Source organism: Nocardioides segetis, from assembly GCF_051390595.1.
GTDB lineage: Bacteria > Actinomycetota > Actinomycetes > Propionibacteriales > Nocardioidaceae > Nocardioides.
On the sequence record NZ_JBNINR010000002.1, the window covers coordinates 288,100 to 309,014 of the forward strand.

The 20,915-nt window shown below is 72.1% G+C and carries 16 protein-coding genes and 1 tRNA gene; 7 read left to right on the forward strand and 10 right to left on the reverse strand.

Going from position 1 to position 20,915, the window contains the following annotated elements:
- Nucleotides 1–99 precede the first annotated feature (99 nt).
- The 4 genes from rho to ACPZVR_RS05090 form a co-directional block, all read right to left on the reverse strand.
- Entirely contained in the window at nt 100–2,109 is a 2,010-nt protein-coding gene (rho, locus tag ACPZVR_RS05075; protein ID WP_436698487.1) for a transcription termination factor Rho, read from the reverse strand.
- A 189-nt stretch (nt 2,110–2,298) separates the two neighbouring features.
- Nucleotides 2,299–3,213, reverse strand: coding sequence for a homoserine kinase (gene thrB / locus ACPZVR_RS05080; protein WP_436698488.1), 915 nt, complete (start codon nt 3,211–3,213; stop codon nt 2,299–2,301).
- A 10-nt stretch (nt 3,214–3,223) separates the two neighbouring features.
- The gene (thrC, locus tag ACPZVR_RS05085) at nt 3,224–4,303 is read right to left on the reverse strand and encodes a threonine synthase (RefSeq protein ID WP_436698489.1); all 1,080 of its coding nucleotides are present in this window, start codon (nt 4,301–4,303) and stop codon (nt 3,224–3,226) included.
- Between the two features lie 2 nt (nt 4,304–4,305).
- Nucleotides 4,306–5,610: a homoserine dehydrogenase gene (locus tag ACPZVR_RS05090; RefSeq protein WP_436698490.1), complete on the reverse strand. Its 1,305-nt coding sequence runs from the start codon at nt 5,608–5,610 to the stop codon at nt 4,306–4,308.
- 164 nt (nt 5,611–5,774) lie between these two features.
- Between ACPZVR_RS05090 and ACPZVR_RS05095 the strand changes: the two genes are divergently transcribed.
- Nucleotides 5,775–6,527, forward strand: coding sequence for a hypothetical protein (locus ACPZVR_RS05095; protein WP_436698491.1), 753 nt, complete (start codon nt 5,775–5,777; stop codon nt 6,525–6,527).
- A gap of 68 nt (nt 6,528–6,595) precedes the next feature.
- Here ACPZVR_RS05095 and ACPZVR_RS05100 read toward each other — a convergent pair whose 3' ends face one another.
- Nucleotides 6,596–7,555 carry a zinc-binding dehydrogenase gene (locus tag ACPZVR_RS05100; protein ID WP_436698492.1) on the reverse strand — a complete coding sequence of 320 codons (960 nt, stop codon included), beginning with the start codon at nt 7,553–7,555 and terminating at the stop codon, nt 6,596–6,598.
- Nucleotides 7,556–7,591: 36 nt separating this feature from the next.
- Between ACPZVR_RS05100 and soxR the strand changes: the two genes are divergently transcribed.
- Complete coding sequence (soxR, locus tag ACPZVR_RS05105; RefSeq protein WP_436698493.1) at nt 7,592–8,062, forward strand: redox-sensitive transcriptional activator SoxR; 471 nt, start codon at nt 7,592–7,594, stop codon at nt 8,060–8,062.
- Nucleotides 8,063–8,156: 94 nt separating this feature from the next.
- Here the strand turns inward: soxR and lysA are convergent, their stop codons facing one another.
- Both lysA and argS read right to left on the reverse strand, forming a co-directional pair.
- Nucleotides 8,157–9,539 (reverse strand): diaminopimelate decarboxylase, encoded by a 1,383-nt coding sequence (gene lysA / locus ACPZVR_RS05110; protein WP_436698494.1) that lies wholly within the window; start codon nt 9,537–9,539, stop codon nt 8,157–8,159.
- Nucleotides 9,539–11,212, reverse strand: a complete 1,674-nt coding sequence (argS, locus tag ACPZVR_RS05115; RefSeq protein WP_436698495.1) for an arginine--tRNA ligase — start codon at nt 11,210–11,212, stop codon at nt 9,539–9,541. Before argS ends, lysA begins: the two co-directional genes overlap by 1 nt.
- Nucleotides 11,213–11,308: 96 nt before the next feature.
- On the opposite strand from argS, the gene ACPZVR_RS05120 reads away from it, so the two are divergent.
- Nucleotides 11,309–11,381, forward strand: a tRNA-Arg gene (locus tag ACPZVR_RS05120).
- Between the two features lie 66 nt (nt 11,382–11,447).
- Entirely contained in the window at nt 11,448–11,912 is a 465-nt protein-coding gene (gene rnhA, locus ACPZVR_RS05125) for a ribonuclease HI (RefSeq protein WP_436698496.1), read from the forward strand.
- Nucleotides 11,913–12,135: 223 nt separating this feature from the next.
- On the opposite strand, the gene ACPZVR_RS05130 is transcribed toward rnhA, so the two are convergent.
- Both ACPZVR_RS05130 and ACPZVR_RS05135 read right to left on the reverse strand, forming a co-directional pair.
- The gene (locus ACPZVR_RS05130; protein WP_436698497.1) at nt 12,136–13,035 is read right to left on the reverse strand and encodes an LCP family protein; all 900 of its coding nucleotides are present in this window, start codon (nt 13,033–13,035) and stop codon (nt 12,136–12,138) included.
- A gap of 1 nt (nt 13,036) precedes the next feature.
- Nucleotides 13,037–13,582, reverse strand: a complete 546-nt coding sequence (locus ACPZVR_RS05135; RefSeq protein ID WP_436698498.1) for a hypothetical protein — start codon at nt 13,580–13,582, stop codon at nt 13,037–13,039.
- A gap of 257 nt (nt 13,583–13,839) precedes the next feature.
- Here ACPZVR_RS05135 and ACPZVR_RS05140 point away from each other — a divergent pair, with 257 nt between their 5' ends.
- A complete protein-coding gene (locus ACPZVR_RS05140; RefSeq protein WP_436698499.1) occupies nt 13,840–17,592 on the forward strand; it encodes a multifunctional oxoglutarate decarboxylase/oxoglutarate dehydrogenase thiamine pyrophosphate-binding subunit/dihydrolipoyllysine-residue succinyltransferase subunit in 3,753 nt (1,250 codons plus the stop codon).
- Nucleotides 17,593–17,604: 12 nt separating this feature from the next.
- On the forward strand, nt 17,605–17,781 hold the full coding sequence (locus ACPZVR_RS05145) for a DUF6104 family protein (protein WP_179650634.1): 177 nt from the start codon (nt 17,605–17,607) through the stop codon (nt 17,779–17,781).
- Nucleotides 17,782–17,868: 87 nt separating this feature from the next.
- Here ACPZVR_RS05145 and ACPZVR_RS05150 read toward each other — a convergent pair whose 3' ends face one another.
- Nucleotides 17,869–19,974 (reverse strand): MMPL family transporter, encoded by a 2,106-nt coding sequence (locus ACPZVR_RS05150; protein WP_436698500.1) that lies wholly within the window; start codon nt 19,972–19,974, stop codon nt 17,869–17,871.
- A gap of 81 nt (nt 19,975–20,055) precedes the next feature.
- Between ACPZVR_RS05150 and ACPZVR_RS05155 the strand changes: the two genes are divergently transcribed.
- A complete protein-coding gene (locus tag ACPZVR_RS05155) occupies nt 20,056–20,757 on the forward strand; it encodes a TetR/AcrR family transcriptional regulator (RefSeq protein ID WP_436698501.1) in 702 nt (233 codons plus the stop codon).
- Nucleotides 20,758–20,915 lie beyond the last annotated feature (158 nt).

Sequence of the window (20,915 nt, forward strand, 5' to 3'; positions counted from 1 at the left end):
GTCGCCCCGCGGGGTGCGGAACGTGAACCGGAGCCAACAGTCGATTCTACGGGGCCGGGCACACCACCCCAAATGCGCGGGGTGCTCGGCCGGCGGGTCTCAGTCGCGCTGCACCTTGAGCAGGAACTCGTAGTTGGTGCGGGAGTTGCGCAGCCGCTGCAGCAGCGCGGCGTGCGCCTCGGCGCGGTCGCCCTCGGCGAGCTCGCGGCGGAGCTTCCAGATGATCTCGAGCTCCTCCTTGCCGAGCAGCAGCTCCTCGCGCCGGGTGCCCGACGCGACCACGTCGATGGCCGGGAACTGCCGCTTCTCCGCGAAGTCGCTGCGCAGGCGCAGCTCGAGGTTCTCGGTGCCGCGCAGCTCCTCGAAGATCACCTCGTCCACCCGTGAGCCCGAGCCGACGACCGCCGTCGCGAGGATGGTCAGCGACCCGCCGTTCTCGATGTTGCGCGCCGCGCCGAAGAACCGCTTCGGCGGGAACAGCGCCGAGGCGTCCACCCCACCGGACAGGATCCGGCCGCTGGCCGGAGCCGCCAGGTTGTACGCGCGGCCGAGCCGGGTCAGCCCGTCGAGCAGGATGACGACGTCGTGCCCGAGCTCGACGAGGCGCTTGGCCCTCTCGACGGCCAGCTCGGCGACCGTCGTGTGGTCGACGGCCGGCCGGTCGAAGGTGCTCGCGATGACCTCGCCCTTGATCGAGCGCTCGAAGTCGGTGACCTCCTCGGGCCGCTCGTCGACGAGGACGACCATCAGATGGCACTCGGGGTTGTTGGCGGTGATCGCGTTGGCGATCGACTGCAGCAGCGTCGTCTTGCCGGCCCGGGCCGGCGAGACGATGAGGCCGCGCTGGCCCTTCCCGACGGGCGCAGTCATGTCGATGAGGCGGCCGGTCAGGTCGTCCGGACCGGTCTCCATGCGCAGTCGGTCGGTCGGCGAGACGGGCGTGAGCTGGGTGAACTCCACCCGGTTCCTCGCCTGCTCCGGGTCCACGCCGTTGACCGTCTCGATGCGGACCATCGGGTTGAACTTCTCGCGCCGCTCGCCCTCGCGCGGCTGGCGGACCTGCCCGGTGACGGCGTCGCCGCGGCGCAGGCCGTACTTGCGGACCATCGACAGCGAGAGATAGACGTCGTCGGGACCGGCGAGATAGCCGCCGGTGCGGACGAAGGCGTAGTTGTCGAGGACGTCGAGGATGCCGGCCGCCGGCACCAGGACGTCGTCCTCGCGGACCTCGGTGTCGGGCTCGCGGCCGGTCCGGTTGGCGCGGTCGCGGTCGCGGCCCCGCCGCCTCCGGTTGCGCCGGCTGCCACCCTCGCCGTCGTCGTCGGCGTCGTCCTGGTCGCGGGCCGCCTCCGGCCGCTGGGCCTCGGCGCGGGCCTGGTCCTGCTGCCGGTCCTGTCGGTCCTGTCGGTCCTGCTGCCGATCCTGTCGGTCCTGCTGCTTCTGGTTGCCCTGCCGGCCGGCGCCGTCCTGCTTGCCGTCCTGCTGGCGCTGACGCTGGGTGACCTTGGCCTGGCCACCCTTCTGGTCGGACTTCTGCTCGGACTTCTGGTCGGACTTCTGGTCGGACTTCTGCTCGGACTTCTGGTCGGACTTCTGCTCGGACTTCTGGTCGGACTTCTGCTCGGACTTCTGGCCCGACTTCTGCTCGGACCTGCGCGCCTGCTTCGGCTCCGCGTCCTGGTCGGCCCTGCGGTCCGGCCTGGACTCCGCCTTCGGCGCGCCCTGGCGCTCGGAGCGCGCCTCGGCCCGGGCCGCGCCGCTCTCGGGCGCCGCGGTCGGGGCCGCCTCAGCCGTGGGCGCGTCGGTACGGGGTGCCTCGGTCCGGGGCACCTCCGTCCGAGGCGCGTCGTTCTTCGCGGCCTCGGCCTTCGGCTGCCCGGCACCGGCACCGGCGGCGGGCGCGGTGCTGCGGGCGCCGCCCCCGGCCTGGGCGGACTTGATCGCCTCGACGAGCGCGGCCTTGCGCATCGAGCCGGCGCCGGGGATGCCCATGCCGTTGGCCATCGCCTTGAGATCGGCCAGCAGCATGGAGTTGAGTCCGCCGGCACGCTTCTTCGGGGCCGTGGTGGCCGCCGGGGCGGGCGCGGTGGAGTCGGGGGTCTCGGTCACGTGAGTCCTTCCCACGTATCTCGTGGGTTCCGGGTCCGACAGGACGGCGGAACGCGCATCGGTCTGGTTCTGCGAAGGTCCGTCCGGCCGACGGTCGGTGTGGACCCGGAAGAGGGGCGAGCCATGCTCGCCGGGCGCCGAGAACTGCGCCGCAGCGTCAATGTACCACCACGGTGTCCGCGCTCACGCTCACCCGTCGTCGGGCGCGGCGCCGGTCCCGGTCACGGCCAGGGCCTGCCCGGACCAGCCCTGGGGACAGCGCGCGAGCAGGGCCTCCGTCGTGACCGACCCCGGCCCGTCCGCGAACGCCAGCACCGTGGGCCCCGCGCCCGAGACGACGGCGGGGATGCCGTCGGAGCGCAGTTCCTCGACCAGCGCGAGGCTGCGGGGCATGGCGGGGCGCCGGTACTCCTGGTGCAGCCGGTCCTCGGTCGCCCGCAGCAGCTCCTCCGGGTGGCTCGACAGGGCGGCGACCAGCAGGGCCGCGCGTCCGGCGTTGGCCGCCGCGTCGCCATGGGGTACGACGGCGGGCAGGAGTCCCCGCGCGGCCTCGGTCTCGACCGGGGTGGTCGGCACGAACACCACCACCCCGACGCGGGGGTCGACGCTGCCGGGGACCGCCCAGAACGAGCCGTCGGCGTCCTGCCCGGAGATCACGAAGCCGCCCAGCAGCGCGGGGGCGACATTGTCCGGGTGCCCCTCCAGCCGGGCGGCGAGGTCCAGCAGCGCGGCGTCGTCGAGCAGCAGCCGACCGCCGGCCACGAGCTCGCGTGCCAGCCACACCCCGGCCACGATCGCGGCCGAGGAGGACCCGAGGCCGCGGGCGTGCGGGATGACATTGGCGCACGAGAGCCGCAGGCCGGGCGGCTGCTTCCCGAGCCGGTCGAAGGTCGCGCGCATCGCCCGGACCACGAGATGCCGGTCGTCGAGCGGGACCTCACCCTCGCCGTACCCGTGCACCTCGACGACGAGCCCGCCGGAGGTGACCTCCGCCTCGAGCCGGTCGTGCAGGTCGAGCGCGAGGCCGAGGGTGTCGAAGCCCGGGCCGAGGTTCGCCGACGTCGCGGGCACTCGGACCCGGGCCGGGCCCTCCACGAAGGTCATCGGCTGCGACTCAGAGGCCGGCGGCCTGTGCGGCGGCGTCGACGTCGGCATCGACCACGGTCTCGGGGAGGACCAGCCCGTCGAGCGCGGTCGCGATGTCCTTGAGACCGTGGCCGGTGACGGTGATCGCGACGGTGGCGCCCTGGTAGGACTCCCCCGCGTCGAGCTCGGCGAGCAGACCGGCGATGCCGGCGGCCGAGGCGGGCTCGACGAAGACGCCGTCGTTGGCGGCGAGCGCCTTCTGGGCTGCGAGGATCTGCGCGTCGGAGACGGCGGCGAACCGTCCGCCGGACTCGTCGCGGGCGGCCTCGGCGAGCTTCCACGAGGCGGGGTTGCCGATGCGGATGGCCGTCGCGCGGGTCTCCGGGTCGGGGAACGGCTCTCCGGTCACCAGCGGCGCGGCGCCCTCGGCCTGGAAGCCGCGCATGACCGGCTTCTTCGAGGCACGGCCCAGGCCGGCGTACTGGGTGTAGCCGAGCCAGTAGGCCGAGATGTTGCCGGCGTTGCCGACCGGCAGCAGGTGGAAGTCGGGGGCGTCGCCGAGGAAGTCGACGATCTCGAAGGCGGCCGTCTTCTGGCCCTCGAGCCGGGCCGGGTTGACCGAGTTGACGAGGGCGACGGGGTACTTCCACGCCATCTCGCGGGCCATCCGCAGGCAGTCGTCGAAGTTGCCGCGGACCTGGATGACCTGTGAGCCGTGGAGCACGGCCTGGGCCATCTTGCCGGCGGAGATCTTGCCCTCGGGCACCAGCACGACGGGGGTGACCCCCGCCTTCGCGGCGTAGGCCGCCATGGACGCCGACGTGTTGCCGGTGGAGGCGCAGACGACCGCCTTGGCGCCCTCGTGGACGGCGACCGACAGCGCCGTGGTCATGCCGCGGTCCTTGAACGAGCCGGTCGGGTTGTTGCCCTCGACCTTGAGCCACACCTGGGCGCCGCTCAGCCCCGAGAGCCACGCTGAGTGGACCAGCGGGGTGCCGCCCTCGCGCAGCGTCACCGCCGGGGTGTCCTGGGGGATGTCGAGAAGCTCGCGGTACTCCTCGATCACCCCGCGCCACTGGCCGTTGGCGGGACGGACGGGGTTGCTCATGCTCACTCTTCGGCTCCCTCGACGCGCATCACCGAGGTGACCTCGCGGACGATCTCCATGTCCCGCAACTGCTCGACGGTCGCGGACAGCGCCGCGTCCGTCGCCTCGTGCGACACGACGACGAGCTGGGCGTCGTTGCCCCGGCCCTCCTGACGGACGGTCTGGATCGAGACGCCGTTCTCGGCGAACGCGTGCGCGACCGCAGCCAGGACACCGGCACGGTCGTCGACGTCGATGGCCACGTGGTAGCGGGTCCGGGTCTCGCCCATCGGCAGCACCGCCCGGTCGGCGTACGCCGACTCCCCGACGCCGCGCGTGCCCTGGCGATGGTTGCGGGCGACCGTGACGAGGTCGCCGAGCACCGCGCTCGCCGTCGGCGAGCCGCCGGCGCCGGGACCGTAGAACATCAGCTGGCCCGCGGCCTCGGACTCGACGAAGACCGCGTTGTAGGCCTCGCGGACGCTCGCCAGCGGGTGCGACCGCGGGATCATCGCCGGGTGGACGCGGACGCTGACCGCCTCCTCGCCCTCGGCATCGGTGCGCAGCTCGGCGATCGCGAGCAGCTTGACCACGCTGCCCATGTCGCGCGCGGAGCGGACGTCGCCGGCGGTGACCTCGGTGATGCCCTCGCGGTGCACGTCGGCGGCGGTCACCCGCGAGTGGAAGGCCAGGCTCGCGAGGATCGCGGCCTTGGCGGCGGCGTCGAAGCCCTCGACGTCGGCGGTCGGGTCCGCCTCGGCGTAGCCGAGTGCCTGGGCTTCCTCCAGCGCGTCGCCGAAGCCGCTGCCGGCGGTGTCCATCTTGTCGAGGATGAAGTTGGTGGTGCCGTTGACGATGCCGAGCACCCGGGTCACCTTGTCACCGGCCAGCGACTCGCGCAGCGGGCGCAGGATCGGGATGGCGCCGGCGACGGCCGCCTCGTAGTAGAGGTCGCGACCGGCCTTCTCGGCGGCCTCGAAGAGCGTCGCACCGTCCTCGGCGAGCAGCGCCTTGTTGGCCGTGACGACGGAGGCCCCGTGCTCGAGCGCGGAGAGGATCAGGGACCGGGCGGGCTCGATGCCGCCGATCACCTCGATCACGACGTCGACGTCGTCGCGGGCGACGAGCGCCGCGGCGTCGGTGGTGAGCAGCGAGGCCGGCACGTCGACCTCGCGGGGCGCGTCGAGGCGTCGTACGGCGACCCCGACCAGCTCCACGGGTGCCCCGACGCGGGCGGCCAGGTCGTCGGCCTGCTCGCCGAGGAGTCGCACCACCTGCGACCCGACGGAGCCGCAGCCGAGCACGGCAACCTTGAGAGGACTGTTCACGCCGCAAGGGTATCGGCGGTCGGGGTCCGTCCGGTCAGGGACGGCGGATCGCGGACACCTTGCGGTGCGATATCGACGGTTCGCCGTCGATTCCGCCGATTTCCCCCTCACGCACGCGCCGGGACTCCTAGGCTCCCCGCGACACAACCCGACGAAGGAGTCCCGTGGAACACCGCCGCCTCGCAGCCAGCATCCTCGCCATCACGCTCGCGACCGGAGCCTTCGCCGGCTGCGGTGGGCGCGACGAGCGGGCGATCACCGTCGACGGCGACAAGAGCAGCGACGCGAAGGCGGAGAAGCCGGAGGCACAGGAGGAGCAGGAGGAGCCTGCCGCCGCCGCCGGACGGGAGCTCACCCAGGCGCAGGCGAAGGCCGCTCTCCTCGCCGTGACCGACATGCCCTCCGGCTGGACCCTCGGCGAGGAGGACGACGGGGAGGACGACTCCGACGACGAGGTCACCCCTGCCCGATGTGACAAGGTCATGGAGGCGCTCGACGACGACTCCTCCGAGCCTTCGGTCGAGGAGGAGATCAACCTCAACAAGGGCGGGGCGTTCGGGACCTTCCTGAGCGAGACGATCTCCTCCTTCCCCGAGGAGATCGACGAGGACCGGCTCCAGCAGGTCGCCGACGCACTGAGCGACTGCTCGTCCTTCTCGACCGTCGACGAGGACGGCGTGAAGTCGGACTTCAAGGTGGCGCCCCTGTCCATGGCCAACCTCGGCGACGCCTCCCTCGCCATCGCGATGACCGTTGACTCCGAGGGCTTCTCGGCCACGATGAACGTCGTGATGATCCAGATCGGACACAACGGCATCACGCTGCTCAACGGCGGCCTCGCCGGAGCCGACGGCGCCGACCTCGAGACGTTCGGCAAGCAGGCCATCCAGAAGCTCGAGCAGGCCGTCCAGCAGTAGTCACGGCAGGCGGGGCGGGCGGGGCGGGCTGGGCGGCGGCGAGGTCACCGCGGCACGGGCGAGGGCGCTCATCCGCCGGATCGGTCGACCAGGAGGACCACCTTGCCGACGGACGTACGCTCCTCGAGCGCGCGGTGGGCGGCGGCGGCCTCCGCGAGCGGGAGGGCCGTCCCCACGTGCGGCACCCGGCTGCCGTCCGCCGCGGCGGCGAGCGCCTGCCGCTCGAACTCGGCCAGCCGCGGCAGCATGACCGGACCGAGGACGTCCACGACGGGACGGTCCGGGGCGTCGTACCCCTCGGTGTCGCCCGAGAACCGCACCATCTGCCCGCCGGGCTCGAGCAGCGCGTGGAGCGTGCGTGCCACCGGTCCGCCGACGCCGTCGAGGAGCACCGTCAGCCGGGGCTCGGCGGCCCGCAGCACGTCGACCCAGGCCGGGTCGCGGTAGTCGACGACCGTGTCCGCGCCGAAGCCGCGCACGACGTCGAGCTTCGCGCCGCCGGCCAGCCCGACGGTGCGGGCCCCGGCGTTGCGAGCGCCCTGGATGAAGAGGGCGCCGAGGCCGCCCGCCGCGGAGGTGATGGCGACGATGTCGTCGGCGGTGATCGCGGCGTGGTCGAGGATGCCGGCGGCGGTGCGCCCGGTGCCGATCGCGGCGACGGCCGTCGGGGCGTCCAGTCCGTCGGGGATGTCGTACACGCGCTCGGCGTCGACCAGGGTGAGCTCCGCGTAGCCACCCCGGGCTCCCGGTCCGAGGTGGGCGACCACCCGACGGCCGAGCCAACCCTCGTCGACCCCGGCCCCGACCGCGTCGACGACGCCCGCGACCTCCCGCCCCGGCACCATCGGCAGGTCGGGCAGCGGCGTCGACGGGAACGCCACGCCGGCCCGGATCGAGGTGTCCAACAGGTGCACGCCAGCGGCCTCGACGGCGATCCTCACCTGTCCGGACGCGGGCTGCGGGTCGGGGAGCCGCTCGAGACGAAGGACGTCGGCCGGACCGAAGGCATGGTGGCGGATCGCGTGCATGACGTCAGTGGACAACCTGAACTAGGGTTGAGGTCAATGAGCGACATCAACCGCGCCCTGCGCAGCCACGACCTCACCCCGGGCGAGCTCGCCCACCGCTCGGGTGTCGCGGTGTCCGCCCTGCACTACTACGAGCGCGAGGGCCTGATCACGAGCCTGCGGACCGCGGGCAACCAGCGCCGCTACCACCGCGACATGCTGCGCCGGGTCGCGTTCATCCGGGTCTCCCAGGGCGTCGGCGTCTCCCTCGCGGAGATCAGGGACGCGCTGGCCACGCTGCCCGAGGGCCGGACGCCGACGAAGGCGGACTGGGCCCGCCTCTCACGGACGTGGCGCGGCGCTCTCGACGAGCGGATCGTCCGGCTGGAGAGGCTCCGCGACACGCTCGACGACTGCATCGGGTGTGGCTGCCTGTCCCTGCGGTCGTGCTCGCTGGCGAATCCCGGCGACGTCCTGCAGGAGTACGGCGACGGGCCGATTCGCCTGGTCGGGCGGTCGGGCGCCTGACTGCTCCCGGCGACGGTTCAACTACCGAATTCGTCGTGGATATCCGCTGCGGACGACAAATTCAGTAGTTAAACCGTCCCCCAGCCCTGCCCGCTCAGCCCAGGTCGGTGGCGAGGAGGTCGTCGACGGTCTCGCGACGCACGACGACCCGCGACCGGCCGTCCTTGACCGCGACGACCGGCGGGCGGAGGGCATGGTTGTAGTTGGACGCCATCGAGCGGCCGTAGGCGCCGGTGCCGGGCACCGCGACCAGGTCGCCGGGGACGATGTCGCCGGGGAGGAACTCGTCCTTGACCACGATGTCGCCGGACTCGCAGTGCTTGCCGACGACGCGGGCCAGGACCGGCGCGGCGTCCGACGCGCGAGAGGCGAGGGTGCAGGAGTAGTCGGCGTCGTACAGCGCGGTGCGGATGTTGTCGCTCATCCCGCCGTCGACGGAGACGTAGGTGCGGGTGGCACCGCCGTCGAGCGCGACCTCCTTGACCGTGCCCACCGTGTAGACCGTGCACATCGCGGGTCCGACGATCGCGCGACCCGGCTCGATCGACAGGTGCGGGACCGCGATGCCGAGGGCGGCGCACTCCCCCGTCACGATCTTCGTGATCTGCTCGGCGAGCACCGCCGGGTCGGCCGGGTCGTCCTGTGTCGTGTAGGCGATGCCGAACCCGCCGCCGAGGTCGAGCTCGGGCAGCTCGAGGCCGAGCTCGGCGCCGATGCGGGCGTGCAGGGCGAGCACGCGCCTCGCGGCGACCTCCCACCCGGAGGTGTCGAAGATCTGCGAGCCGATGTGGCTGTGCAGACCGCGCAGCTCGAGGCCGTCCTCGGCCGCGACGCGCGAGGCCGCCTCGAAGGCGTCGCCCGCGGAGATCGAGAAGCCGAACTTCTGGTCCTCGTGGGCGGTCGCGATGAACTCGTGGGTGTGCGCCTCGACCCCGGCGGTGACCCGCACCATGACGCTCTGGGTGACGCCCAGCTGGCGCGCGACGTCGCCGACCCGCTCGATCTCGTGGAAGGAGTCGACGATGATCCGGCCCACCCCGGCCGCGACAGCACGGCGCAGCTCCATCGCGGTCTTGTTGTTGCCGTGGTAGCCGATCCGCGCCGGGTCGGTGCCCGCCCGCAGGGCGACGGTCAGCTCGCCGTCGCTGCACACGTCGAGGCAGAGGCCCTCCTCCGCCACCCAGCGGGCGACCGCGGTGCAGAGGAACGCCTTGCCGGCGTAGTAGACGTCGTAGCCGGCGAAGCCGTCGCGGAACGCCCGGGCGCGCGCCCGGAAGTCGTCCTCGTCGAGGAGGTACGCCGGGGTGTTGACGTCGGCGACCAGGTCGGGGACCGCGAGGCCGCCGATGTGCAGCACCCCGTCGTCCTTGCGGGCCGACGCGGACCACAGTGCCGGGACCAGCGCGTTGACGTCGGTCGGCTCGCGGAGCCAGACGGGCGAGGTGCCGGCGTAGTCGCCGGGCGGGACGCGTCCCATCACATCCGCTCCGGCGCGGAGACACCGAGCAGGTCGAGGCCGTTGGCGATCACGGTCTGCGTCGCGACGACGAGCACCATGCGCGCGAGGTTGGCCGGGCCGACGGGCTCGTCGCCCTGCGGCAGCATCCGGCACTCCCTGGTGTCGTACCACTTGTTGAAGACCGAGGCGGTGTCCTCGAGATAGCGCGCGATCCGGTGCGGCTCGCGTAGCTCGGCGGCGCTGGCGACCACGCGGGGGTACTCCGCGAGCGCCCGCAGCAGCTCGCCGTCGCGCTCGTGGGCGAGCAGGGCCGGGTCGAAGGCGTCGCCCTCGGGCAGCGTCATGCCGAGGTCGGCGGCGTTCGCGAGCATGCGACAGGTGCGCGCGTGGGCGTACTGCACGTAGTAGACCGGGTTGTCGTTGGAGGCCTTGGTGATCTCCGCGACGTCGAGGGTGAGCGGCGAGTCCGCCGGGTAGCGCGCCAGGGAGTAGCGCAGGGCGTCGACGCCGATCTCCTCCGCGAGCTCGTTGAGCGTCACGATCGTGCCCCTCCGCTTGGAGAGCTTGAGCTCCTCGCCGTCCTGCAGGATCTTGACGAGCTGCCCGATCATCACGTCGAGGGTCTGGTCGGGGTCGTCGCCGACGCAGGCCGCCATGGCGCGCAGCCGGCCGACGTACCCGTGGTGGTCGGCCCCGAGCAGGTAGATGCAGTGCTCGAAGCCCCGCGCCCGCTTGTCGAGGTAGTACGCCGTGTCGCTGGCGAAGTAGGTGAGCTCGCCGTCGCTCTTGATGAGGACGCGGTCCTTGTCGTCGCCGAAGTCGGTCGTGCGCATCCACAGCGCACCGTCCTGCTCGAAGACGTGGCCGAGGTCCTTGAGACGCTGGAGGGTGTCGGGCACCGAGCCCGACTCGTGGAGCGAGAGCTCGGAGAACCAGACGTCGAAGTGGGTGTTGAAGGAGTCGAGCTGCTCCTGCTGCTCCCGCAGCTGGATCTCGTAGCCCCGGGCCCGGACGGCGGCGCGCCGCTCGTCGCCCTCGAGCCCGAAGATGCCGGGGCTCGCGGCCTCGACGGCCTTGGCGAGGTCCTCGATGTACTCGCCGGCGTACCCGTCCTCGGGCTTCGGCTGCCCGAGCGCCGCGGCGATGATCGAGTCGGCGAAGTGGTTCATCTGCACGCCGCGGTCGTTGATGTAGAACTCGCGGGTCACGTCGGCACCCGCGGCCGCCAGCACGCGGCCGATGGCGTCGCCGAGCACCGCCCACCGGGTGTGGCCCAGATGCAGCGGACCGGTCGGGTTGGCGGAGATGAACTCCACATTGATCCGCTGGCCCCCCAGCGTGTCGGTGCGCCCGTACGCCGCGCCGGCGGCCACGACGTCGGCCGCGACCTGGCCCTGCGCCCCGGCCTCGACGGTGATGTTGAGGAAGCCCGGACCCGCCAGCTCGACGTCGGCGATCCCGACGGCCTCCCTCAACCTGGCCGCCAGCAGCTCGCCGAGCGCCCGCGGGTTGGTGCCTGCCTTCTTCGCCAGCTGCAGCGCCACGTTCGTCGCGTAGTCGCCGTGCCCCTTCTGCCGGGGTCGCTCCACCGTGACCTCGCTCGGGACGCCGTCGGGCAGGGCGAGGTCGCCCTGGTCGACGAGCGCCGCAAGGGCATCGACGATCGTGGTGGAGAGCTGCGCAGGAGTCACCCCCGAAGCCTATCGAGGGGCACCGGTTTCCGATGCAGCGATATCGACCGGTAAGGTTCCTCACCGCGCCTGTCGACCACGACGGTCGGGGCGCATGCCTCCGTAGCTCAGGGGATAGAGCACTGGTTTCCGGTACCAGGTGTCGCAGGTTCGAATCCTGCCGGAGGCGCGCTGTGAACCGCAGGCCCGACGGCCTGCGGTTCTCGTCGTTCCGGAGCCCGTACGCTCTCCCCCTGTGCCGACCGAAGCCGCCTCCCGCGTCACCATCCACACCGACGGCGCCTGCCTGGGCAACCCGGGCCCCGGAGGGTGGGGCGCGGTGCTGCGCTACGGCGCCCACGAGCGGGAGCTGTACGGCGGCGATCCGGCGACGACCAACAACCGGATGGAGCTGATGGCGGCCATCCGGGCCCTCGAGGAGCTCACCCGGCCCTCAGCGGTGGACCTGCACACCGACAGCAGCTACGTGCGCAACGGGATCATGTCGTGGGTCGCGAAGTGGAAGGCCAACGGCTGGCGCACCGCGGCCAAGGCCCCGGTCAAGAACGACGACCTCTGGCGGCGCCTCGACGTCGCCGCGGCCGCTCACGACGTCACCTGGCACTGGGTCAAGGGCCACGCCGGTGACCCCGGGAACGAGCGTGCGGACGCCCTCGCCGGGAAGGGCGCGCGGGAGGCACGCGGCGGCCTGCCGGCCTAGCGCCAGCCGAGCGAAGCGAGGTCCGTGCGGCGAGCCCGGTCTGCGACACGCTCGCGCCGGTGCAGCGGTCTTGCCGCCACGCGAACCCCACCACCGACCCAGCCCGACCGCGGGCGCGGCAGCGTGGCGCACGGCGGCGAAGCCGCACCGGGCGACGCCCGCGGGCCGAGCGAAGCGAGGTCCGTGCGGCGAGCCCGGTCTGCGACACGCTCGCGCAAACGGGTCAGCAGCGCTCGATGGTGGCGTCGTCGCGGGCGGCGTCGCCGTACCGCTTCGCGTCGGCGGTGTTGGGAAGCACGACACTGGCGCCGCCGACGTTGCCGATGCTGCCCTGGAGCACGCAGGTCGTGATCTTGGCGGGGTCGACCTGGGCGATCGCCTGGGCGATGCGGAACAGGTCCTTCGGCGAGACGTCGTGCGTCTTGAGGTGCTTGAGGACCGAGAGCACCTGCTTCTCGATCCAGCCGGGCTGGTCGGCCTTGCGGGCGATCTTGTCCTGGATGCCGCGCAGCACGAGCTGCTGGTTGGCGGAGCGGTCGAAGTCGCCTCGCGGCAGGGCCTTGCGGACCCGGGCGAACTCGACGGCCTTCATGCCGTTGATCCGGACCTTGCCGGCGGGCCAGCCCTCGGGGTGGAGGTCCTGGTCGGCGAACGCGCGCGGGTTGTCGACGGTGATGCCGCCGATCCCGCTGATCAGGTTGGCGAGGGCGCTGAAGGGCGCGAGCATCACGTAGTCGGGCTGGACGCCGAGCAGATTCCCGACGGTCTCGCCGAGGAGCTGCGGGCCGCCGTAATAGAGCGCGGCGTTGACCCGGTTGGAGCCGACGCCCGGGATCGGCACCCAGCTGTCGCGCGGGATGCCGACGGCGGTCGCCGCACCGGTGCGGGTGTCGATCCCGACCATCTGGAGAGCGTCGCCGCGGGTGCGCTCGGGGTCCTCGCCGGGACGGGCGTCGGAGCCGACGCCGAGGATCCACAGCACGTCCGGGTCGACGTCGACGCCGGCCGCACGGTCGACCTTGACGAGGGTGAAGCGGGTCGGCGCGGGCGTGCTGTCCGGCACGAGCAGCGCGGTCAGGCCCAGCACGAGGCCCAGGACGAGGGTCCGCATCATCAAGCGCATCTCAGGCTCCTCCCTCGCCACGGCTCACGTCGAACCCGAACACCCGCCAGCCGTCCTTGCCGGGCGTCAGCAGCAGCCGGCCGGTGACCTGGTCGGACCGCTCGACCTCGCCGGCCAGCTTCACGGTCAAGACGACGTGCGCCGTCGCGCCCGCCGGCTTCCCGCGGACCCCCAGCACGTCGACACTCACCGAGCGCTGGGTGACCTCGGCGGACTCGAGGCGCCCGCCGACCTCCGCGTTGCTCATGATCGCCGGCTGGCCCAGGGCCAGCTCCCGGGCGTCGTCGGTGAACCCGGCGAACGCGTCGTCGAACGCGGTACGGGGGTAGTCGCCGGCGTACCCGCCGTCGATCCATCCGTCGACCGCCTCGGTCACGGCGGCGAGCGCGTCCGCGGCCTGTGCGTCGTCGAGGTCACCGCGGACCTTGCCGAGCGTCGCGTCGGTCTCGACCGCCTGCTCGCCCTCCGAGCCACCGCCGCCGGCTCCGCCGTCGGTGCCGTCACCGTCGCCCGAGCAGCCCGCGAGCGCGAGTCCCACGACGCCCACCAGAGCCACCGTGGCGACACCCTGCCGCCCCCTCGGCCGACCGCTCGGCCGAGCCCGTCCTGGTCGTGTCCGCACGTCTGCTGCCCCTGTTCTCCGTCGCTTCGAAACCGCGTCCCGATGTCTGTTGCGCAACACCCTGCCGCAAAGGGTGCCCACGGGTCGGTATTTGCTTCGGCATGGGACTAGCCTTGGCGGACGACAGCCACTCGCTATCGGCGGCGAGTGCGTCCAGCTCATCGGAAGAGGCGAAGCACGTCGTGACGCAGTCGTCAGACCAGTCCACCGGATCTCCCGTTCCCGCGGACTTCGGGGCCAACGAGTGGCTCGTGGAGGAGATGAAGGAGCGGTTCGAGGCCGACCCGAACAGCGTCGATCCCGCCTGGGCGACGTACTTCAAGAGCGGCAACGGTACGACGACGGCCACCGCTCCCGCCCCGGCAGCCGCTGCGCCGGCTGCTCCCGCCCCGGCTGCTCCCGCCCCGGCTGCTCCCACCCCGGCAGCCCCGGCCGCGGCCCAGGCCGCGCAGGCCCCGAAGACCACGCCGGCCCCCAAGGCCACGCCGGCCCCGCAGGTGAGCCCCGCCTCGACCACCACGCCGACGCCCCCCAAGGCCGACACGCCCGCGCCGACCCCCAAGGACGCTCCACGCCCGGAGCCCGTCACCGCGCGTGACGAGCCGACCCTGACCGTGCTGCGCGGCATCCCGGCGGCCACCGCCAAGAACATGGACATCTCGCTGTCGGTCCCGACGGCGACCTCGGTGCGCAACATCCCGGTCAAGCTGCTGTGGGACAACCGCATCGTCATCAACAGCCACCTCAAGCGCGCCCGCGGCGGCAAGGTGTCGTTCACCCACATCATCGGCTACGCGATCGTCAAGGCGATCAAGGCGCTGCCCGCCATGAACAACACCTACGACGAGATCGACGGCAAGCCCACGATGGTCTCGCCGGCGCACATCAACCTCGGCCTGGCCATCGACCAGCAGAAGAAGGACGGCACGCGCCAGCTGGTCGCTCCCAGCATCAAGGCGTGCGAGTCGATGGACTTCGCGCAGTTCTGGACGGCGTACGAGGAGATCGTGCGCAAGGCCAAGGACAACAAGCTGACCATGGAGGACTACTCCGGTACGACGGTCAGCCTCACCAACGTCGGCGGTCTCGGCACCAACAACTCGGTGCCCCGGCTGATGCAGGGCCAGGCGGCGATCATCGGCGTCGGCTCGATGGACTACCCGCCGGAGTTCCAGGGCGCCTCCGAGGAGACGATCGCCCGCAACGCGATCTCCCGGATCATGACGATGACCTCGACCTACGACCACCGCGTCATCCAGGGTGCGCAGTCGGGCGAGTTCCTGGGCCAGGTCCACAAGTACCTCCTCGGCCAGGACGGCTTCTACGACGAGATCTTCCGCGCCCTGCGGATCCCCTACGAGCCGATCCGCTGGAACGCCGACGTCGCGACCTCGCACGACGACGAGATCGACAAGCAGGCCCGGATCCTCGAGCTGATCCACGCCTACCGCGTGCGTGGCCACCTGATGGCCGACACCGACCCGCTCGAGTACAAGCAGCGCAGCCACCCGGACCTGCGCATCGAGTCGCACGGCCTGACGCTGTGGGACCTCGACCGGGAGTTCCCGACCGGGTCGTTCGGCGGCGGCGACCGTCGCTTCCTCAAGCTGCGCCACATCCTGGGGATCCTGCGCGACTCCTACTGCCGCACGACCGGCATCGAGTACATGCACATCATGGACCCGGAGCAGCGCCGCTGGATCCAGGAGCGGGTCGAGCAGCCCCACACCAAGCCGCCCCGCGAGGAGCAGCTGCGGATCCTGCTCAAGCTCAACCAGGCCGAGGCGTTCGAGACCTTCCTGCAGACGAAGTTCGTCGGCCAGAAGCGGTTCTCGCTCGAGGGCGGCGAGACGACCATCCCGGTGGTCGACGAGATCGCCGAGGCCGCCGCGCAGGCCGGCCTCGACGAGGTCACCATCGGCATGGCCCACCGGGGCCGGCTCAACGTGCTGGCCAATATCGTCGGCAAGTCCTACAACCAGATCTTCCGCGAGTTCGAGGGCAACATCGACCCGCGCACGGTCCAGGGCTCGGGCGACGTGAAGTACCACCTCGGTGCCGAGGGCGCGTTCGTCGCCGGCACCGGCGAGACCATCAAGGTGTCCGTCGCGGCGAACCCGTCGCACCTCGAGACGGTCGACCCGGTCCTCGAGGGCATCGCCCGCGCCAAGCAGGACGTGCTCGACCGGGGCACCGAGTTCCCCGTGCTGCCGCTGCTCATCCACGGCGACGCCGCGTTCGCCGGCCAGGGCGTCGTGGCCGAGACGCTCAACCTCTCGCAGCTGCGCGGCTACCGCACCGGCGGCACGATCCACGTCGTCATCAACAACCAGGTCGGGTTCACCACCTCCCCCGGCTCGTCCCGCTCGACCCTCTACGCCACCGACGTGGCCCGGATGGTGCAGGCGCCGATCTTCCACGTCAACGGCGACGACCCGGAGGCGTGCATCCGCGTCGCACGGCTGGCGTTCGAGTACCGCCAGGCGTTCAACAGCGACGTCGTCATCGACCTGGTCTGCTACCGCCGCCGCGGTCACAACGAGGGCGACGACCCGTCGTACACGCAGCCGCTCATGTACGACCTGATCGAGCAGAAGCGCTCGGTGCGCAAGCTCTACACCGAGTCCCTCATCGGTCGTGGCGACATCACGATCGAGGAAGCCGAGCAGGTCCTGCGCGACTACCAGCAGCAGCTGGAGCGGGTCTTCACCGAGGTCCGGGAGGCGTCGTCGGCGCCGAAGGAGTGGACGACGGTCCCCGACTACCCGGACAAGACCGCGGGCGAGACCCAGACCGCGGTGTCCGCCGAGGTGCTCAAGCGCATCGCCGACGCCTACGTCACCCCGCCGGACGGCTTCACGGTGCACCCCAAGGTCATGCCTCAGCTGCAGCGCCGTGCCGCGGCGATCGCCGACGGCCCGATCGACTGGGGCACCGGCGAGATCCTGGCGTTCGGGTCGCTACTCATGGAGGGCCGCCCGGTCCGCCTGGCCGGCCAGGACTCGCGGCGCGGCACCTTCGTGCAGCGGTTCGCGACGATCATCGACCGGCACAACGCCGACGAGTGGACGCCGCTGGCCAACCTCACCGAGGACCAGGCGAAGTTCTTCGTCTACGACAGCCTCCTGTCGGAGTACGCCGCGCTCGGCTTCGAGTACGGCTACTCGGTGGCGCGGCCCGACGCGCTGGTGCTGTGGGAGGCGCAGTTCGGCGACTTCGTCAACGGCGCCCAGTCGGTGATCGACGAGTACATCTCCGCCGGCAAGACCAAGTGGGGCCAGGACTCCGGCGTCGTGCTGCTGCTGCCCCACGGCTACGAGGGTCAGGGCGCCGACCACTCCTCGGCCCGCATCGAGCGGTTCCTCACGCTGTGTGCCGAGGACTCCATGGTCGTCGCCCAGCCGTCCACCCCGGCGTCGTACTTCCACCTGCTGCGGCGCCACTCGCTCGGCGGTGAGCACAAGCCGCTCATCGTCTTCACGCCGAAGTCGATGCTCAAGCGCAAGGAGGCGGCCTCGGTGCCGGCCGACTTCACCTCCGGCGAGTTCCGCCCGGTGATCGGCGACGCGACGGCCGACCCGGCGCGGGTGAAGACCGTGCTGCTCGTCTCGGGCCGGCTCACCTGGGACCTCGTGGTCGAGCGGCGCAAGGCCGAGCGCGACGACGTGGCGATCCTGCGCGTCGAGCAGCTCTACCCCTGGCCGACCGAGCAGGTGCGGGCCGAGCTCGACAAGTACCCGAACGCCACCGTCAAGTGGGTCCAGGACGAGCCCTACAACCAGGGTCCGTGGCCGTCGTTCTACCTGAACGTCGTCCCGCACCTGGGTCGGGCCATCGAGCCGGTCACCCGGCCGGCGTCCTCGACGACCGCGGTCGGCACCGCCAAGCGCCACCTCGAGGAGGCCAAGGTCCTCATCGGCCAGGCCTTCGCCTGACCGGAGGCTCCGATGTACTTCACCGACCGCGGGATCGAGGAGCTCGAGCAGCGCCGGGGTGACGAGGAGGTCACCTTGGCCTGGCTCGGCGAGCGGCTGCAGGAGTTCGTCGACACGCACCCCGAGTTCGAGGTCGCCGTCGAGCGCTTCGCCACCTGGCTGGCCCGACTCGACGACCCCGAGGACTGAGTCGTAGGAGTCCCCGACCCGGCGCAGATTGAACTCCCGGACGCCCCGACCCGGCGCCTCTCCGAGTTCAATCTGCGCCGGGCGGGGTCAGGCCGGAGCCGCCTCCGAGAGACCGACCCGGCGGTGCAGGACCCGCAACGGACGTGGGGCCCACCAGGAGCGCTCCCCCAACAGCCGGATGCTGGCGGGCAGCAGGACGCCCCGGATCAGCGTGGCGTCGATGAGGATCGCCAACCCGGTGCCGAGCCCGAAGAACTGGATGAAGCTGACCGAGCTGACCAGGAAGGCGAAGAAGCTGATCGCGATCAGCGCCGCCGCGGTGCTGACGATCCGGCCGGTGTGGGCCAGCCCGTGGACCAGCGCCTCGTCGTTGGCCATGCCCCGGTCGCGCATCTCCTTGGTCCGGCTCATCACGAACACCTCGTAGTCCATCGACAGCCCGAAGGCCACGCAGAACAGCAGCACCATCATCGAGCTGTCCATCGGCTGGGGCGTGAAGCCGAGCAGGCCGGAGAGGTGGCCGTCCTGGAACACCCAGACCATCGCGCCGAGGGTGGCGGCCAGACCGACGGCGTTGAGCACGAGGGCGCGCAGGGGCTGGACCACGCTGCCGGTGAACAGGAACAGGATGACCAGGGTCGTCAGCACCAGCCAGCCCGCGACGAGCGGCAGGCGGTCGCCGATGCCGGTCATCTGGTCGTGCAGCTCCGCGCTGGCGCCGCCGACGAGGGCGTCCGCTCCGTCGGGCACCGGCACCGACCGGACCTCCTCGACCAGACCGCGCGCGTCGGCCGACATCGGGTCGAGGTCGGTGACCACCGAGACCAGGTCCGCGTCCCGACCGGCCCGGGTGTCGACCCGGACGACGCCGGGCAGCTCCCCCAGCGCAGCGCCGTACGACGCGAGATCGGCCTCGGGCAGCGTCTCGGTCGTGACCACCTGGATCGGGTGGGTGCCGTCGCCGGCGAAGGCGGAGCGCAGCACGTCACCGGCCTGACGACTGGAGGCGCTGGTGGGCAGGACCCGGTCGTCCGGCGTACCGAGCTCGATGCCGGCGAGGGGCACGGCCATCACAGCGAGTCCAGCGAGGACGGGCAGGGCGCTGAGCAGCGGTCGCCGGGCCACGATCCGGGCCAGGCGGGCCCACGCGGGCGCCTCCTCGCCGCGGATGCCCCGCACGCGCGGCACCCGCCAGGCGTCGACGCGATCGCCGAGCAGGCTCAGCCCGGCGGGGAGGACCACGACGGCGGCGAAGGCGGTGATCAGCATGACGCCGATGCCGGCGTAGGCGAAGGAGCGCAGGAAGTACATCGGGAACACCAGGAGCGCGGCGAGCGCTACCGCGACCGTGGTCGCGCTGAAGGCGATCGTACGGCCGGCGGTCTCGACCGCCCGGAGCACGGCGTCCTGGTGCGCGCGGCCCGCGGCCCGCTCCTCGCGGACCCGGGCCACCATGAGCAGCCCATAGTCGACCGCGAGCCCGAGGCCGAGCCCGGTCGTGAGGTTGACGGCGTAGATCGACACGTCGGTGGCCGAGCCGAGGATCGAGAGCTCGGCGAAGGTCCCGAGGATCGCCGCGACCCCGACGCCGAGCGTGACGAGCGCGCCGACCACGTTGCCGAAGGCGAGCACGAGGAGGACGAGGATGAGTGGGATGGCGATGCTCTCGGCGAGTCCGAGGTCCTTCCCGATCTGCGCTCCGATCTCCTCGCCGACGACCTCGCCGCCGCCGACCTCGACGCGGATCGGGCCGTCCGTGCCGGCGTACTCGTCGAGGACGGCGCCGGGGTCGGGCTCCTCGCCTGCGGCGCTCGAGGCGGTGATCAGCGCGTAGCGGCCGTCGAGCGAGCGCAGGGGTTCCGCCCCGCTGTCGAAGTACGACGCCACGTCGGCCAGTGCGGGATCGGCGCGCAACCGCTCGGCGAGCGCCGCGCCGGCCCGCGTCGAGGCGGCCGAGTCGACGTCGCCGTCGACGGCCTCGACGACGAACACGTAGTCGGCCGTCCCGGCGAAGCGCTCCTCGAGCAGCGCGGCGGCGCGGCTGCTCTCGGAGTCGGGGTCGTCGAATCCCGCGGCCTCCAGCTTCGCGAAGGCGCCGACGCCCAGCACCCCCGCGACCACCACCCCCAGCAGACCGAGCGCGAGCACCGTGCGGGCCCGTCTCGTCACCAGTCCACCGATCCACCTGAACATGACACTCCTCCAATGTGTGCGCCCGTTAACTTTATGGGTGTCAACTTGGCATGAATGTGTGCAGGTGTCAACATGTTCGGCGTGAGCAGCTCGACGACCGACGGCAACGGCACCGGCGCACGGACCGGCGACGGGGCGCGCCGTACCGGTGGCAAGCGCGGCTACCACCACGGCGACCTGCGCAACGCCCTCGTCCGCGCGGCCGCCGAGCTCGCCGCGACCGGGGGGCCGGACGCGGTCACCATCCGCGGCGCGGCGCGCGAGGTGGGCGTCACGCCGACCGCCGCCTATCGGCACTTCGAGAACCAGGCCGACCTGCTGGAGGCCGCGCGGGCGCTGGCCATGGACGGCATGGTCGCGGCGATGGCGGTCTACCTGGACCGGGTCCCGACCGAGGGCGATCCCGTCAGCCGTGCACTGGAGCGGCTGCGGTCGACCGGTCGCGGCTACATCCGGTTCGCACTCGACGAGCCCGGGGTGTTCCGCACCTGCTTCACGGGCGGGCTGCGCGCCGACGACCAGCGGGGCATGGGCGAGCCGGCGCCGTACCTGTTGCTCGGCGAGATGCTCGACGAGCTGGTCGCGGTCGGCTACCTGGCTCCCGAGGACCGCCCGGGCGCCGAGGCCGGTCCATGGGCCGCGGTGCACGGACTCGCCATGCTCCTCATCGACGGCCCCCTGGCCGACCTGGGCGAGGCGGAGCGCGAGACCGCGGTCGCGCGCACCCTGGAGCTGGTGACCCGCGGACTGGCGACCGGCCCGCGGGGGCGGCCCACCCACTAGATGATTGATGCGCGGGGATCGTGCTGCGAGCGGCGCTCGGCGCCGCGCTCGCAAGGCGCCGGCGCGAAGGCATGCTGGGCGCACGTCGAGCGTCGGCAACGCAGCGAGCGCGGATGCCGAGCGTCGCGGAGCGTGCGAGACCCGCGCATCAATCATCT